The 16792-nt window shown below is 37.6% G+C and carries 9 protein-coding genes; 2 read left to right on the forward strand and 7 right to left on the reverse strand.

Going from position 1 to position 16792, the window contains the following annotated elements; translation table 11 throughout:
* Positions 1 to 226: 226 nt before the first annotated feature.
* The gene (locus BLT04_RS01530) at positions 227 to 1003 is read right to left on the reverse strand and encodes a zinc ribbon domain-containing protein (protein ID WP_089753002.1); all 777 of its coding nucleotides are present in this window, start codon (positions 1001 to 1003) and stop codon (positions 227 to 229) included.
* Positions 1004 to 1005: 2 nt separating this feature from the next.
* Positions 1006 to 2103 (reverse strand): Nif3-like dinuclear metal center hexameric protein, encoded by a 1098-nt coding sequence (locus tag BLT04_RS01535; RefSeq protein ID WP_089753004.1) that lies wholly within the window; start codon positions 2101 to 2103, stop codon positions 1006 to 1008.
* Between the two features lie 62 nt (positions 2104 to 2165).
* On the opposite strand from BLT04_RS01535, the gene BLT04_RS01540 reads away from it, so the two are divergent.
* Together BLT04_RS01540 and BLT04_RS18830 are read left to right on the forward strand one after the other, a co-directional pair.
* Complete coding sequence (locus BLT04_RS01540) at positions 2166 to 2993, forward strand: ion transporter (protein WP_089753006.1); 828 nt, start codon at positions 2166 to 2168, stop codon at positions 2991 to 2993.
* A gap of 43 nt (positions 2994 to 3036) precedes the next feature.
* A complete protein-coding gene (locus tag BLT04_RS18830; RefSeq protein ID WP_170828408.1) occupies positions 3037 to 3195 on the forward strand; it encodes a hypothetical protein in 159 nt (52 codons plus the stop codon).
* Positions 3196 to 3274: 79 nt separating this feature from the next.
* Here the strand turns inward: BLT04_RS18830 and BLT04_RS01545 are convergent, their stop codons facing one another.
* The 5 genes from BLT04_RS01545 to dnaE form a co-directional block, all read right to left on the reverse strand.
* On the reverse strand, positions 3275 to 4045 hold the full coding sequence (locus BLT04_RS01545; RefSeq protein ID WP_089753008.1) for a T9SS-dependent choice-of-anchor J family protein: 771 nt from the start codon (positions 4043 to 4045) through the stop codon (positions 3275 to 3277).
* A 406-nt stretch (positions 4046 to 4451) separates the two neighbouring features.
* A complete protein-coding gene (locus BLT04_RS01550) occupies positions 4452 to 6422 on the reverse strand; it encodes a T9SS type A sorting domain-containing protein (RefSeq protein WP_089753010.1) in 1971 nt (656 codons plus the stop codon).
* A 136-nt stretch (positions 6423 to 6558) separates the two neighbouring features.
* The gene (locus BLT04_RS01555) at positions 6559 to 9204 is read right to left on the reverse strand and encodes a fibronectin type III domain-containing protein (RefSeq protein WP_089753012.1); all 2646 of its coding nucleotides are present in this window, start codon (positions 9202 to 9204) and stop codon (positions 6559 to 6561) included.
* Between the two features lie 178 nt (positions 9205 to 9382).
* The gene (locus tag BLT04_RS01560) at positions 9383 to 11722 is read right to left on the reverse strand and encodes a T9SS type A sorting domain-containing protein (RefSeq protein WP_089753013.1); all 2340 of its coding nucleotides are present in this window, start codon (positions 11720 to 11722) and stop codon (positions 9383 to 9385) included.
* A gap of 349 nt (positions 11723 to 12071) precedes the next feature.
* Complete coding sequence (dnaE, locus tag BLT04_RS01565; protein ID WP_089753015.1) at positions 12072 to 16730, reverse strand: DNA polymerase III subunit alpha; 4659 nt, start codon at positions 16728 to 16730, stop codon at positions 12072 to 12074.
* Between the last annotated feature and the right edge of the window lie 62 nt (positions 16731 to 16792).

Below are 16792 nucleotides of genomic sequence, written 5' to 3' on the forward strand. Positions count from 1 at the left end.
GTATTAAATTGACTGTGATAGATTGAAACAACGACAAAGACTATAGCCCCGATTGCAGTAGAAATCCTTTTTTTGAGAAAAAAGATTGGAGCGAAAAGCGGGAAAAAGCTCCTGGAAAAATGGAAGCTGATCTTTAGTCTGTATTCAGAATAACAACTATTCCAAAAAAACCATAAAAAAAAGCTGCTCCAAAATTGAAGCAGCTTTGTATTTTAAAAATCAGTAATTAAAATTTAATCACGGATTTCATTCTTTCGTTTTCTTCCATTACCAATTCATCATCAACAAGGATTTTCCCTGAATGCTCATCGATAATAATTTTCTTTCTCTGAGCGATTTCCATCTGCTTTTGAGGCGGGATTGTAAAGAAAGAACCTTTCGGAGCCCCTCTTTCCAGACCTACAACTGCAAGACCGTTGATAGAATTTGTTCTGATTCTGTTGTATGAAGCCAATAATCTGTCATCAATTTTCGCAGCATATTCTTTAGACTGCTCGATCAGATAATCTTCTTCTTTCTGTGTTTCAGAAACAAGACCGTCAAGCTCTACTTTCTTGAATTTCAAGTGGTTTTTAAGCTCAGCGATTTTTGTATTAAGATCATCTAAAGTTTCGTTTTTGTGACTGATTTTTGCCGCGAACTCTTTAATTCTTTTCTCAGCAAGCTGGATTTCAAGATCCTGATATTCAATCTCTTTACTTAAAGCTTCAAATTCTTTATTGTTTCTTACATTATCCTGTTGAGACTTGTATTTTTCAATTAAAGATTTTGCATGGTTGATTACTTCATGTTTTGTTTTGATCTGATCTTCCTGATCTTTGATATCTGCGTGAAATTTTTCAGCTCTTTTCTCAAGACCTTCAATCTCGATTTCAAGATCTTCTACCTCGATTGGCAACTCTCCTCTTGTATTTCGGATTTCATCCAATCTTGAATCAATGATCTGCAAATCGTATAAAGCTCTTAATTTCTCTTCAACTGAAATATCGTTGGTTTTTGCCATATTTAAATGAAATAATTTACTGGGTTGGTTTTCTCAATAGATTTTGAAATTGCAAATGTACTAAATTTTTGTGACAAAATTTCAAATAATTGTTGGGTTACCAATTGTTCTGATTCATAATGCCCGATATCGCAGATCAGCATCCTCGATTCAGCCAGGAAATAGTCGTGGTATTTGATGTCTCCGGTAAGATAGGCATCACATTTTTTAGACAAGGCAGACTTGATTCCACTGGCTCCGGAACCGCCTAAAACCCCTACTTTTTTAATTTTTTTATTCGTAAAATCAGAATGTTTTATGAGTTCAAGATTAAATTTTTCCTTAACTAATTTCAGGAAATCCTTTTCATCCATTTCTTCTTCAAATTCACCATACATTCCCAATCCGGAATGATGATTTTCATTGTCCAAATTATAAATCTGATGTGCCACTTCTTCGTAAGGATGCGCAGATTTCATTGCTGAAATAATCTGACTTTGCTTATATCCTTCAAAAATCACGGAAATCATGTCTTCATCGGCATTTTCACGGATATTTTTTTGTCCTGAGAAAGGGTTTGAACCTTCGATTGGTCTGAAAGTTCCGTTTCCATTCAATGTAAAGCTGCATTCGTCATAGAACCCGATATTTCCGGCTCCGGCGTCGAAAAGTGCTTCTTTAACCTGTTCAGAATACTCTTTTGGTACGAAAACGGTTAACTGCTTCAAATTATTTTTTTTAGGTTGAAGGATTTTTACCTCTTTTAATCCTAAATGATTACAAATTCCTGCATTTACCCCAAAGAAATCATTGTCCCAAGCCGTATGAATGGCATAAATGGCCACTTTATTTTCAACTGCTTTTAAAACGGCTCTTTCGACATAATTTTTTCCTGTTAAAGATTTTAATCCTGAAAAAATAATAGGATGAAAACATACTATCAAATTACAGTTTTTATGAATAGCTTCATCTACAACATTTTCCAGGGCATCGTGGCAAACAAGAATTCCGCTTACATTTCGGGTAGGAATTCCGCATAATAATCCTACATTATCAAAATCTTCTGCCTGCTGTAGCGGAATACGCTGTTCAATTTTTGAAATTACTTCGCCTATTGTCATTTTATTGTGTATGTTTGTTACGAAAATAGGGATAATTTGTTAATTTTAAAAAAACATTTGCAATGGAAAAAGAGCACAACCTGATTCCCGAAGACGCGCTCTGGAAAAGACACCTTTACAAAATTATTTACCGTTCCGATACCAAACTCGGGAAATTATTCGATATCATATTATTATCTTTAATTCTTATAAGCACTTCTATCATTATGATGGAAAGTGTTCCAAAGCTGGATAAAAGGTTTCATTATACGTTCATCATTCTTGAATGGATTATTTCCGTATTTTTTTCTGCAGAATATTTCAGCAGAATTGCGGTTGTAAAAAATAAGAGACAGTATATTTTCAGTTTTTTCGGGATTATTGATTTTTTGGCTTTGGTTCCGTTTTATTTAAGCTTTTTCTTTCCGGTTACGAAATATTTCCTGATTTTCAGAATGCTGAGAATGTTGAGGGTTTTCAGGGTTTTTAACCTTCTGGATTTTATGAATGACGGATATGTCATTGTGCGGGCATTAAAAAACAGCTCACGAAAAATTTATATCTTCCTTTTATTTTTAATTATTTTCTCGGTGATCGTTGGCTCTCTGATGTTTATGGTGGAAGGTGGAAGACCGGGCTTTGAAACCATTCCGCAGGCTATTTACTGGGCTGTGGTGACGGTAACAACGGTGGGTTACGGTGATGTGTCACCCATTACGCCGATGGGAAAATTCTTTGCAGTGATCTTAATGCTGGCCGGTTATTCGATTATTGCCGTTCCTACAGGGATCGTGACGGCTGAAATGCGAAACAAAAGACAAAACCTTGAAAAAGTCTGCGAGCAATGCGGAAATGAAGATATTGATGATGATGCGAGATATTGCAAACAATGTGGCAAGAAATTAGCTTAGTATTAAATATCAATGTAATCTATTAACTAAATACCAAAAAATCATGGAACCACAAAAGAAAAATAAGCCAAATAGTTTAGTAATTATACTTTTTGCTTTAGTTGTATTAATGGTCATCATTTATTTTATACTCGTGATGTTTTTCCCAACTGTTTTTGAGCATATGACCACAGGAGATATACAACCCGTTCCCAATAAATAATAAAGTTATATTATTTTAATACTAACAAAATAAGAGGCGACCTTTTACAGTCGCCTCTACTTATTTTATAATTTATAAGTTATTTCTTGATGGTTTTAACGGTTTGTTTAGAACCGTCTTTCATGTTAAGAATTACACTATACATTCCCTGCTTCAATTCTCCTAAGCTAAGAGCTGATGAAGGATTTTCAATTGTTTTAACCAATCTTCCGGAAATATCTGTAATCGCAACCGACTTCACTTTTGAAGCGTCAGAGATATTCAATACCTCTGTAAACGGATTTGGATATACCTTAAGATTATTCTTGTTGGCCGAAACTTCAGAAGTCGCTAAAGTAGCAGCATCTACGACAAAAGTGTCTGCATACAACTCCCATTGATCGGTATCAGTAGCATGAATAGCGATATAAACCGTTTGTCCGGCGTAGGCTGAAAGATTAAAAGTTTTCTGAGCCCAAGTTGTGGGAGCTTTTTCCATGGGTTGTAAAACTGTTGTAAATGCAGCTGCAGTCTGATTAGTTGTGGAAAGCAAAACTTCATAATTCTCCAGATAAGCAGCACTTCTGGACTTTACATAAAAAGATATTCTGTCAGCTATCCCAACTTGAACAGCGATAGCTTTAGTGATTAAATAATCATCATGTGCAGCAGTTCCATAGATAATTTTAGCAACGTTTGTCCCCGTTTGGCCTGTTCCTGTTCCCGGACTTGCGAAAACCCATCCATTTGGATCTCCACTGTTAACAACGGCCCATCCTGCGGGCATGCTGGTTGCCGTATCAAAATTTTCTGTCCATTGTCCAAAACTTGCTATCGGAAATCCCAGAATAAAAAGTAATAATTTTTTCATGTTTTTTTATTTAAAAATTCTTTACAATTATACCAACATGAAAAAAAATATCAAAATTATTTTCGAAAATAATTCAAATTACCATGAATAATCCTAACACGTTATATCTATCAAAAACAGACAATTAAGATGATAATTTTCATACATTTTATTTTATTTTAAAAATAAAAAACACTTAATATTTAAAATTGAAAAAAAAGAATTTTATAAAAAAGTTTAATCAAAAATCAATAACATTAATATTTTACTACTTATATCTGGAAAGCACTTTATTATTTTAACATCAATCACAAACAATTAAACTATAACAAACCTTTAAAAGGTAGTTAATTATATAAAATCCTTTTTTTTTAAACAAAAAAGGCGACCTTTTACAGTCGCCTCTACTTATTTTATAACTTATAAGTTATTTCTTGATGGTTTTAACGGTTTGTTTAGAACCGTCTTTCATATTAAGAATGACAATATACATTCCCTGCTTCAATTCTCCTAAGCTAAGAGCTGATGAAGGATTTTCAATTGTTTTAACCAATCTTCCGGAAATATCTGTAATAGCAACCGACTTCACTTTTGAAGCGTCGGAGATATTTAATACCTCTGTAAATGGATTTGGATATACCTTAAGATTATTCTTATTGGCCGAAACTTCAGAAGTTGCTAAAGCCGTTTTGGTAATATTGATCGTGAAAGGACCTTCCATCTCATCTGACCACTCGCTGTAATGACCTACATTTACATAGTAAGTATTTCCTGAAAGCGTAGGGATAGAAAGCATTTCCGTACCACCCTGGCCACCCATATCTACTGTATCTTCGCAAGATAAAGCTGAACAGTTTCCGCTAAATACACCGATTTGAGGATCAAATAAGCTTCCTGAAGGCATAGTCACTGTAATATAAACAGGATCTCCGTCTCCGGTAAATGTAAACCAAGTACCGTCATTCATCCCATTATTAGAGCAAGCTGTAAGCATTCCTGCATTATTGGTAGATCCTGCTGCATCTGCCTGAACATAAGTATAAGGGAAAGAAGATGCAATCAACGCTCCTGAACAGTCATCGTTTGCAGGCGGCGGCGGGAATGTTCCTACACAGATATCAAAACTCTGGTTACTTCCCTGATCTGAGTAGCTGTATACTCTCACATAATAGGTCTCACCCGGAGTTAATCCTGTAACGACACTAGATTCTGCGTCAGAGCATAAAATGCTTAATAAGCTGCCACAACCTCCACTGAATACCTGGAAATAAGTATCTGTATCTCCTACTGTGCTTCCTACCGAAACAATATTGCTTAGAGAAATCAAATGTCGTGTAGCTGTCGCTGTGAACTTATACCAAACATCATCGTCCGGATCTCCGTAGCAAGGATCAGGCACCAATCCTGAATCTGTAGCTCCGATTGTGTATCCTGAAGTAACAGTTCCGCAGTTAAGGTCTGTATTTACCGTTAAAGTAGTCGCTGTTATACATTCGTCGTTGGTAGGAGCCGGCGGCATTGTTGTAAACATAATTTCACCACAACCCGAAGATTCTCCCGCAGATCCTACGGCAACTACTTTTACGTAATAATTTGTATTCGGATTTAAAGCTACCGAAGGAACAAAATTATTGGTTGTTGTAGATTGCTGGTTGACAACATTCGTGCCTCCAGGAGTAGTTCCGATTGAGATTTTGTACCCTGTAGCTCCCGATGAATTATTCCATGTGATGCTTGGCGCCAACGGAACGAATGTCGCATTGTTAGCCGGATACGTAATCAACGGACAAGCCGGAATAGGATTTTCCACCAATCCGTTAAATGTTGTAACAGATTTAAAATCAACTAAATTTCCGTCTGGCGGTGTGTTAGGATCCGGGTTATTACCATCATTTTTATAATAAATGGCGGAATTTGGCGCTGAAGGATACACGTAAAATGCTTCATCAAAGTCATTATTATCATAACCCTGAGAATTTTCTTCTGCTGCAAGCACTAAATTATCCGAATTATTATACGGAAACGGTGTGGCAAAAGTAACTTCCACGACTCCGTTTACATTAGATACCGTTCCTGCATACACCTGTGTAAGCTGCCCTACAGGTATCCAGTCTGCATCAGAAGTGAAAGATGTTTTAGTAGTATGTCCTAAATACACTACCCAATCTGAAGAAGCTGCGAGAGACATTGCAGGGTCCAGATAAAATTTAAGTCCGGTAATATTTCCTGCAGCATTGGCATTGATTTCCTGCTTGGTAAAGATCTGCTGAACGTAGGAATATCCGTAGTACGTACTAATGGGGGCCTCGCCGACATCGGTGCTCCCCAAGCCCAAAGTGATCTGGGATTTTAAGGTCATACTTAACATGATTAAGCATGAGAGTAGAAATTTTGTCATAAACTAAAGTATTTTGCTGATTCGAGCACTAAATTAGCAATAAACTTTTAATATATATAGTTAATTTTTATTTTTTAAACAAAAAAGATAGCGACTATCAAATAGCCGCTATCCATTAGTTTTTGTAAATTAAAAATTATTTTTTGATCACTTTAACTGTCTGATTAGCACCATTTTTCATTTCCAATGTTACTAAGTACATTCCTGATTTTAATTCACCCAAATAAAGAGCTGAGGAAGGATTTGTGATTGTTTTTACCAATCTTCCCGAAATATCAGTAACTAAAACCGTCTTCACACCTGCAATATCTGAAATATTTAACACATCAGTGAAAGGATTTGGATATACTTTAATATTATTTTTAATATTTGAAGTTTCATTTGTTGCTAAGACAGAAGCATCGTAAGCAGAAATCTGGAACTGTCCGTTTGTACCTGATCCCGAAGAATATCTCCAAATGCTTACCAATAAAGTAGACCCCGGAGTCTGACCTGTTAAAGTCACTTTTGAGAAATTACCATCACCAGAATCATCATCACAAGAAACATCTGTTAAAGATCCACAAGATCCGCTGAAAACATTCATAACAGAATCGGTAAATGTAGATCCTGCCGCACCTCTTGTTTCAATTGTAATACTTCCTGAAGCAGGAACCACCACCGAATACCAAACATTATTAACTGCATTGGTCTGGCAAGCCATTGGTGTTCCATCTGTTGTTGCTCCGTTGTTTGAAGCAATGATTGCACTAGAGGCAAAATCTCCGCCTAAAGTTAAAGCAACAGGATTTGCACAGTTATCATTGGTAATTGCTGTAGAAATCAATAAAGGCCCCGCCCAAGCACTCTGGTCGCTTCCTGAGCAACGAGATCTTACCCAAACATAATAAGAAGTTGCCGGTGAAAGACCTGAGATTGTTTTAGAAGTTCCCGTGATCGCCGTATAATTCGGATTTGTTGTTGATACAGGAGCCGTATTGTTTGTGCTGTAATATAGATCGTATCCATTTGCTGGAGCTGTACCAGGCGCCGTCCAGGAAACATCAACAGATGATGTTGTCGGGTTTGCAGAAGTAATGTTGGATGGCTCCAGACAAGTAGGCGCTACCTGTAATTTGAAATCATCAACTCCCAAATACCAAGGCGAACCGTTGGACGAAACATTTACCGCAAAATAATAATTATTGGTTGTTGTAGGAGTATAAAAAACTTTATACAGCGTATAAGAACCTGTACCCTGAGTAGAAGTAATAAACGTACCCAGAGATGTTGCCGTACCTGCATTTGTAGAATTATTCACCAAAACATCTCCCGAAAACCCAACGTAAGAGCTGGTTGTACCGTTTGTATTGTAATAGAATGAAAATTCATACGTTGTACCTGCCGTTAAATTAAACCCTGGAGTCCAAAGCTGGCTTGCTGCCGTATTTCCGTAAGGGATCGACATATAATTCGGAGCAGATTTCGGTGCATTATAACTTACCGAGCTCGCATTCATAGAAGACCAGTTTGTTGTACCGACTGTTGTAGACCAGCACATTGGAACCGATCCTAAGCCTAAAGATGTTAAGCCGTCAAAATTTTCCGTCCAAGGTAATGCTGTAATTGCATTTGTACATGCTGTTGAGAAATTTCTCTCTACACAGCTTGCTGAAATATTATTTGCCGTATAAGCGTTAACTGTATAATAATATTTAGTTCCGCCAGCTAAAGGAGTTGCAAAAGTGTATGACGTGACATTTCCGATATCTGAATTATTTAAGACATCTGTACCTCCTGCCGTTGTACCAACAGAGATTTTATATCCGATTGCATCAGTTACTGCGCTCCATTCGATAGTTGGTGTTGAAGAAAGCCCTGTTGCATTTGAAACCGGCGCCGTAACAGTAGGACATCCGATATTTTTAGTCGTAAAGCTTAATGGAGAACATCCTGAAGATGAACCACCCGCGCCATAAGCATTTAAGCTGTAATAATACTGTTTTCCGTACAATAGCGGTATAGTAAATGTGTAGCTTGTAACATTTCCAAGGTCTACATTATTCATCACATCAGTTCCGCCGGGCGTTGTTCCCATTGTTAATCTGTATCCTGTTGCATTTTGAATTGAAGACCAGTTGATTACTGGCAAATTCGTAACACCGGTCGCCCCATTTGAAGGCGCAGAAACTACCGGGCAGGCAGGCAGAAGACTCTGCGTTAAACCAACAATCGTCATGTTTGACTTTTTAGACATCCTTGATCCTGTCGGTGGTGCAAAAGGATCAGGGTTATTGCTGTCGCTTGCGTAATAAATACTTGAATTCGAGCTTGAGGTATAAGAATAGAAGTTCCCTGAAGAACCTGTATTATAACCTGCTTTGTTTTCATCAACAGCAACGACAAGATTGTTAACATTATCATAGCTGAATGGTGTTGAAAAAGCCACTTCCACGATTCCGGCGTTATTGGTAACCGTTCCGGAGAAAACCTGTGTAAGCGAAGATGCGGCAACCCAGTCTGAATCTGAAGTAAAGCTTGTCTTCGCGGTTGTTCCCAGATAGATCGTCCAGCTATCGGAATTTGTTAAACTTGTGGAAGATCCGCAGTAAAATTTCAGTCCGGTGATATTCCCGGCACCATTTGCATTGATCTCTGTTTTAGGAAAAATCTGTTGTGTATACGTGTAGCCGTAATACGGATAAACCGGGAAATAACTTGTGGATGTACCACTTCCCAGTGTGATCTGTGCAGACATGCTTAGCCCAAGCATCATCAGACACATTAGTAAAAATTTTCTCATACTTAGTAAATAAAATTAGGGTTGCTAAATTAGTGATTTATTATCCAATCCAGGCGATTATTAATATTTTTTTAATCATTAATTATAATTTTGATTTATTTAATTATGAATTAGATATAAAAACAAAAAAAAATAGCGACTGAAGACAGCCGCTATTTAATTCAAAAATTAGAATGAATTATTTTTTAATTGTTTTGATCGTTTGCTTAGAGCCGTCTTTCATTTCTAATGTTACGATGTACATTCCTGATTTCAATTCTCCTAACTGAAGAGAAGAAGAAGGATTTGCGATTGTTTTCACCAATCTTCCTGAAATATCGTTAATAAGAACGTTTTTCACTTTAGAAGCATCTGAAATATTCAGCACATCAGCAAATGGGTTCGGATATACTTTAAGATCATTTTTAGCATTCGATGTTTCATTTGTTGCCAATACAGAAGCATCATATGCTGAAATCTGGAACTGGCCGTCTGTACCTGATCCCGAAGAATATCTCCAAACGCTTACTAATAAAGTAGCTCCCGGAGTCTGACCCGTTAATGAAACTAAAGAGAAATTACCATCAGCAGAAGAATCATCATCACAAGCAACAGACGTTAATGATCCGCAAGATCCGCTGAATACATTGATAACCGAATCTGTGTAAGTAGAACCTGCAACTGAATTTGTTTCAATTTTTAATGTTCCGGAAGCAGGAACCACTACGGAATACCATACATTATTAGTTGAACTTGTCTGACAAGATTGTGCTGTACCATCAGCAGTTGCCCCCACGTTTGTTGTTGTAATTGCATTAGCACCAAATGTACCTCCTACTGTTAAAGGAGTTGGGTTAGCACAGTTATCATTTGCCGGTGGTGGTGGCGGAGTTCCGATACAAATATTAAAGCTCGCGTTATATCCTGCGCCAGAATACGTATATACTCTTACATAATAGGTTTGCCCAGGTGTTAATCCACTTACAGTAGCCGTGTTAGGATCTGAACATAAAACGCTTGTCTGAGCACCGCAAGCCCCACTTAAAACCTGGAAATACATATCCGTGGTTGAACTTGTACCTGTTGAAACCACGCTTGACAAGGTCACAACATGTGAAGTACCCGTTGCCACAAAGCTATACCAAACATCATCATCAGGATTTCCGTTACAAGGCGTAGCAGCCATAGATAAAGAGGCACCCAATGTATTACCGGCTGTTGTAACTCCACATGCTAAATCCGGATTTACCGTTAAACCGATAGCACCACCACAATTATCATTAGCAGGCGGAGCCGTTGCAGTTGTTGTAAATGATCTTACCGTACATGTTCCTGAGCTTGTAGATGCATTATAAGATGTTACCGTATAATAATATACAGTAGACGGCATTAAAGCAGAAGCAAATGTGTATGAAGTAACATTACCTAAATCCACATTATTTACAATATCCGTACCTCCGGATGTTGTCCCAACAGTAAGCCTGTATCCGGTAGCTCCCGAAACCGCACCCCAAGAAATTGTAGGGATTGTGGAAACTCCTGTTGCCGCAGCTCCAGGCGAGCTTACACTTGGACAAGGCATTGCCAGCGTTGTAAATGTATTCTCTGTACATCCTGTAGCCAATCCTACAACGTTTTTAGGAATTACAGTTACGTAATACTGAGTTGAATATGATAACGGTGTTGCAGCAGGAATTGAATATGATGTAACATTTCCAACATCTACTCCATTCATGATGTTGGTCCCACCAGGTGTAGTCCCCATATTGATTACATAGCTAGACGTAATAGGTGTTGCCGACCAGGTAATTGTAGGGGTCACAGAAACTCCTGTTGCTGCATTTGCAGGTGCAGAAACTGTTGTACAAGAAGGCACTGTTGTTGGCGGCGGTACATTAGCATCAAATGCAATTACCGGTCTTCTATAGTTAGATGAAGTAAGCGTAGCCCCAAAAGTACCTGTTGTATTCACATATTTCGTAGTATTACTGTTTGAAGTATTAATACAAGGGCTGCTGTATTCATACTGCCAATAAATGGTAGATGCCTGAGCAGTAGTTTGCACATATTCCGTAAAAACTGCAAGATTGCTTCCTGCTGTATAAACGAAATTAGTAGAATGCTGAAACTGCTTAAATCCCGCGGTGCTTCCTACCGCTGTTTGAGGATTTGAATCATAAACCAATGTAGCAGTACCGGTTTCTGTTGCCCAATCAGGAGATCCTGATCCGAAATCTGTAGCAGTTGTATTTTTCAGATAAATTCTAAAATTCGCGCCTGCATTTAAGGTTCCCGAAGACGTTGATCTTTTGAAATAAGTTGACGTGATCGTACCGTTTGCGATATTATCCAATTGAGAAGCCGGAATGATAAAAGCCATTCTTTGCTTGTCATTGGCCGTCGTGTTGCTTCTCAGCACCGAATACGTGATGTTGTCAACATTTGATGAGCACGTATTGACAGGATAAGCTTGACCCTGATACAATTGACAGGTGATCAGACCCGTCAAGAGTGAAAAAAATAGAAATAGTTTTTTCATACTTAGTAAATTAAAATTAGGAGGTAAATGTAGAAAAATTATTCAATTAATATCAAAGATTTCAATATTTTTTTAAACAATAAACATATAAATCACCAAATAGTTACAAATAATCAAACGTTTATTTAATTTTTCCTAACAATTCAACAATAAATGAATTATTTATAATTAAATGATTATCAATAATTTGCCTCCCTGATCTCAACCTGGGACTTTTTAACATGTGGTATGAAAAATATTTAAATAATAGATTAAAAAAATATTAACTTTTTATTAACATCAACAAAAAAAGTGACTGAAAAGCCACTTTTTTATTATCTGTTTTTATTATCTGTTTTTATTATACTTATTAATTTAAGTAAAATTCATACTTATTGAGAAGCTGAATTTCCTTAATCAGATCACCATTTAAATCAACCGAATGCTTCATCGACTGTACCTCGATCTGAGAATCGTCCTCAATATTTTTAATGAAAAATTTTAACTTCTGATTTCCCTGATTCCTTTCAAGAACGGTTCTGAAGAATGTAAGGTCTTCCGGCCTGAAATCCATAACATCCATGACCAGAGAAATGCTTTTTGCAAATCTTTCGAAGGCTTCCTGAAGCTCGATCACATCATTTACATTCACAAAAACACGCCCGTCCTTCACCTGGGCAAATTTAATTTTAAAAATAACAAAACGCTGAACTTCAAGCTTTTCCTTCAATCTCATATAATCCCTGTCACCCAGCCTAAAAGAATATGACCCGGAATAGTCTTCAAGGGTAACAAAAGCTACTTTTTCACCACTTTTGAAACCATCCTGAACTCTATATTCGGTGATTAAACCTGCAACGGTGTATTCTTTACCGGCACCGCCATTTTCTCTTTCTTTCTGTAACGTTTTCCAGTCTTTTTTCTTTTCTTCAAATAATTCTTCCTGCTTATTGGCAAAAGCCTGCTCTTTATAAGCATCAACCTCATCAAGATTTAGGAATAAAAAATTACCTTTTGGTTCGGCTTTTTTGGTGACTTCTTCAATAATTTCCTCTTCGCCAACAGACAATTCATCAGAAACAATTTCTATAAGATCCGCCACCTCATCCACCACGTCTTTTTCAAGAATAGGAACTTCATCCGTAACCACTTTTTCTTCTTCTTTCTCCAATACCGCTTTTTTAGAAAGTTGCCCCTGCATAAACTGGTAATGATATTTAAACTCATCCAGCGGGTGCGCAGAAAGATAGAAACCAATGATTTCCTTTTCCTTATTTAACTTATGCATATTCGGCCATTCCGGACAAGGTGCTAGTTTTGGCTGCTCGATCTGAACTTCTTCCGCAAAATCTGCAAAAAGAGAATTTTCCATCTCATTTTTACTTTCCTGGAAGCTTTGTCCGTATCTTATCAATCGTTCCAAATTTGTTCTTCCCGCCATGTCAATATCAAAATACTGCCCTCTGTGGAAAGAATCCAGCTCATCAAAAGCTCCCGCCAACACTAAACTTTCCGCCACTCTTTTATTCATTTGAGAAGGCATAATTCTTTCAAAAAAATCATAGATATTTCTGAATCTTCCGTTTGCGCGTTCCCTTGTGATGGCTTCACTCGGCCCTTCTCCGATGCCTTTGATCGCTCCCAACCCAAAACGGATCTGCCCTTTTTCGTTTACCGAGAATTTATACTGTGATTCATTCACATCCGGCCCTAGAACATCAACTCCGATACTTTTACAATCCTCCATAAACATAGTAATTGAGTCTGTATTGTTGATGTTGTTACTCATTACACTTGCCATATATTCTGCCGGATAATTTGCTTTCAAATATGCTGTATGATAAGCAATTAAGGCATAACAGGTAGAGTGGGATTTGTTGAAGGCATATTCTGCAAAGGCCTTCCAGTCATTCCAGATTTTTTCTAAGCGTTCTTCATTAAGATTGTTTTTCTTTCCGCCTTCGATGAATTTCGGGTACATTTTATTCAGAACGTCGATCTGCTTTTTACCCATCGCTTTTCTTAACGTATCGGCTTCACCTTTTGTAAAGTTGGCCAATTTTTGAGATAAAAGCATTACCTGCTCCTGGTATACGGTAATTCCGTAGGTTTCCTTTAAATATTCTTCTGTTTCGGGTAAATCATAGACAATTTCTTCAATTCCATGTTTTCTGTTAATGAAATTCGGGATATATTTAATCGGACCCGGTCGATAAAGAGCATTCATCGCAATAAGATCGGCAAAAACCGTTGGCTTAAGCTCCCGCATGTATTTTTGCATTCCGGGGCTTTCATATTGGAAAATCCCGACCGTTCTTCCTTCTTTAAATAATTGATAAGTTTTGGTGTCATCCAGCGGAATCGTATCCGGATCGATGTCAACATTGTGTCTTTCTTTAACGAGTTTTAAAGCGTCTTTGATAATTGTCAGCGTACGAAGACCAAGGAAATCCATTTTCAGAAGACCTGCACTTTCCGCCACTGAGTTATCAAACTGGGAGACCAAAATGTCTGCATCTTTTGCCGCGATCGTAACCGGAACAAGATTACTCACATCTTCCGGCGTAATAATTACCCCACAAGCATGAATTCCTGTATTTCTGATACATCCTTCCATTTTCCTGGCACTCGAGAGCACGTCAAAACGCGGATCATTCGGGCTGTCAAGAACATACCGCATTTCGTCAACAAGCTGCTGTTCTTCAGGCTTTAATTTATCATATTTTGCCAAAGCTTTCGCAATATTCATTCCGGGGGTGGAAGGAATTAATTTAGCAATATTATTGGTTTCAGGAATTGAAAGATCTAAAACCCTTCCGGCATCTTTAATCGCTGATTTACCACCCAAAACCGAGTACGTAATGATCTGAGCAACCTGGCTCTGACCATATTTATCAATAACCCATTTAATAACCCTGTCACGCCCCTCATCATCAAAATCGATATCAATATCGGGCATTGAAACCCTTTCCGGATTCAAGAATCTCTCAAAAAGGAGATCATATTTAATAGGGTCAACATTGGTAATCCCGATCGTGTAAGCTACTGCAGAACCTGCCGCAGAACCACGTCCCGGACCAACCCAAACTCCCATTTTCCGGGCTTCGTTACAGAAATCCTGTACAATAAGGAAATAACCGGGATATCCTGTATTAGCAATTACATCCAATTCAAAATCAAGACGTTCCTTGATTTCATCGGTAATTACTTGGTATCTTTTTCTGGCTCCTTCGTATGTCAAATGTGTTAAATACGCCATCTCCCCTCGTTTACCGCCATCAATCTCATCTTCTGGGTTAAGAAATTCTTCCGGAATATCAAATTTAGGAAGCAAAACATCTCTTTTTAAGGTATATGGACTGAATTTTGCAAAAAACTCTTCATAAGCCTCAAAAGCATCCGGGTACGCCAGAAAAGCCTCTTTTATTTCATCAGAATTTTTGATATAATATTCTCCTGTCGCAAGGCCTCTTCTTTTTCCAAATCCTTTTCCTACAGGTGTTGTCAGCTTTTCACCGTCCTTGATACAGCTTACAATATCCTGAATATTAGAATCATCTTTATCGGTATAATAAGTCTCGTTCTGAGCTAAAATTTTAACATTATATTTATCTGCAAAATGCAGTAGAACGTCATTCAAATGCTCTTCTTCCGGTAGCTTATGGTTTTGGATCTGAACATAAAAATCATCTTCAAAAGTATCTTTCCACCATTTGAAAAGCTCCTCCCCTTTTTGCTCCCCTGTATTTAAAATCGCATCGGGAATATCTCCGTTAATCCCTGATGTTAAAGCAATTAAACCTTCTTTATATTGTGAAATTATTTCACGACTGATCCTTGGAACTCCAAAATAAAAACCTTTCAAAAATCCAATACTTGAAAGTTTTGCTAAATTTTTATATCCATTAAAATCTTTCGCCAGCAAAACAACCTGTGTTCTTCTGTCGGGATCGTCTTTTGTAAACTGCTTCTGCTCGTACCGGTCTGAAATATAAAACTCACAGCCTACAACAGGAACTAATGACTCTGAGACAGGTTCCTGCTCATTAAATTCTTCTCCATTTTCTTCTGCTTCCTGTTTTTTTGCTAAATATTCCTTGTGTTTTTTTGCTCTGTCGCTATTTGCTCCTTCAACAGCCGAGACAAATTTGAAAGCCCCCATCATATTTCCCAGATCCACCATTCCGACAGCTGGGAAATTATCGTCAGAAGCTTTTTTAATCAAATCTGAAATGCTGGAAGTCGCCATCAGCGTTGAAAAAACACTATGACTGTTGAAATTGAAATATTTCCCAAGATCAATCTCATCAATGCTTCCAAAATCGTTTTGCTTTTTCTTATTATTAAAATCGGCAACCTGCCTTCTGATAATAATCCCGAAAGGTTTGATCGGATCCGGATGCAGGGTCTTGAAATAAGCCAGCTGATCCTCTGAGGTTTTAAGAATTTCTGCAGGAATAACACCGATTCTCATCATTTCAAAGAAAACCTGGGCCGTTGCATTTACGTCGGCGGCGGCGTTGTGGGCTTCATCGAATTTATTCCCGTACAGTTTTTCATAAAGCTCTTCCAGCTTCGGAGGCTTGAATTTTCCTCCGCGGCCACCTCCAAGCTGACAAAAATCGGTTCCCAAGATCATGGTATCGGCTTTTGGCTTTTCCTGAAGATTATCTTTTATATTTTTCCTGAAAAATTCGGCTCCTACAATATTGTAGTCAAACTCGACATTGTGCCCGGAAACCACTCTTACCCGATCTAAAACTTTGGAAAATTCTTCTAAAATCTCCTGCAGATCACGGCCTTCTTCATTGGCTATTTTGGTTGTAATCCCGTGGATTCTGGCGGCATTAAATGGTATATCGTATCCTTCTGGTTTTATGATATAATCCTGATTTTCAATTAAAACCCCATTATCATCGTGCAACTGCCATGCGATCTGAACCATTCTTGGCCAGTTATCTGAATCTGAAAGCGGTGCGTTGAAATTCTTAGGTAAACCTGTGGTTTCTGTATCAAAAACTAAATACATGTATTTTCTTAGCTTTTTTAATTAAAGAGAATGTAAAGTTAGTGTAATTTTTTCAATTTTAT

Origin of the sequence: Chryseobacterium soldanellicola (assembly GCF_900100115.1) — a bacterium.
Lineage (GTDB): Bacteria > Bacteroidota > Bacteroidia > Flavobacteriales > Weeksellaceae > Chryseobacterium > Chryseobacterium soldanellicola.

Bases quoted from the DNA above. Each gene is read 5' to 3' on its own strand.
- BLT04_RS01530 (WP_089753002.1), bottom strand. From the start codon at position 1,003: ATGGCAAAAACCAACGATATTTCAGTTGAAGAGAAATTAAGAGCTTTA.
- BLT04_RS01555 (WP_089753012.1), bottom strand. From the start codon at position 9,204: ATGAGAAAATTTTTACTAATGTGTCTGATGATGCTTGGGCTAAGCATG.
- BLT04_RS01540 (WP_089753006.1), top strand. From the start codon at position 2,166: ATGGAAAAAGAGCACAACCTGATTCCCGAAGACGCGCTCTGGAAAAGA.
- BLT04_RS01545 (WP_089753008.1), bottom strand. From the start codon at position 4,045: ATGAAAAAATTATTACTTTTTATTCTGGGATTTCCGATAGCAAGTTTT.
- BLT04_RS01560 (WP_089753013.1), bottom strand. From the start codon at position 11,722: ATGAAAAAACTATTTCTATTTTTTTCACTCTTGACGGGTCTGATCACC.
- dnaE (WP_089753015.1), bottom strand. From the start codon at position 16,730: ATGTATTTAGTTTTTGATACAGAAACCACAGGTTTACCTAAGAATTTC.
- BLT04_RS01550 (WP_089753010.1), bottom strand. From the start codon at position 6,422: ATGACAAAATTTCTACTCTCATGCTTAATCATGTTAAGTATGACCTTA.
- BLT04_RS01535 (WP_089753004.1), bottom strand. From the start codon at position 2,103: ATGACAATAGGCGAAGTAATTTCAAAAATTGAACAGCGTATTCCGCTA.
- BLT04_RS18830 (WP_170828408.1), top strand. From the start codon at position 3,037: ATGGAACCACAAAAGAAAAATAAGCCAAATAGTTTAGTAATTATACTT.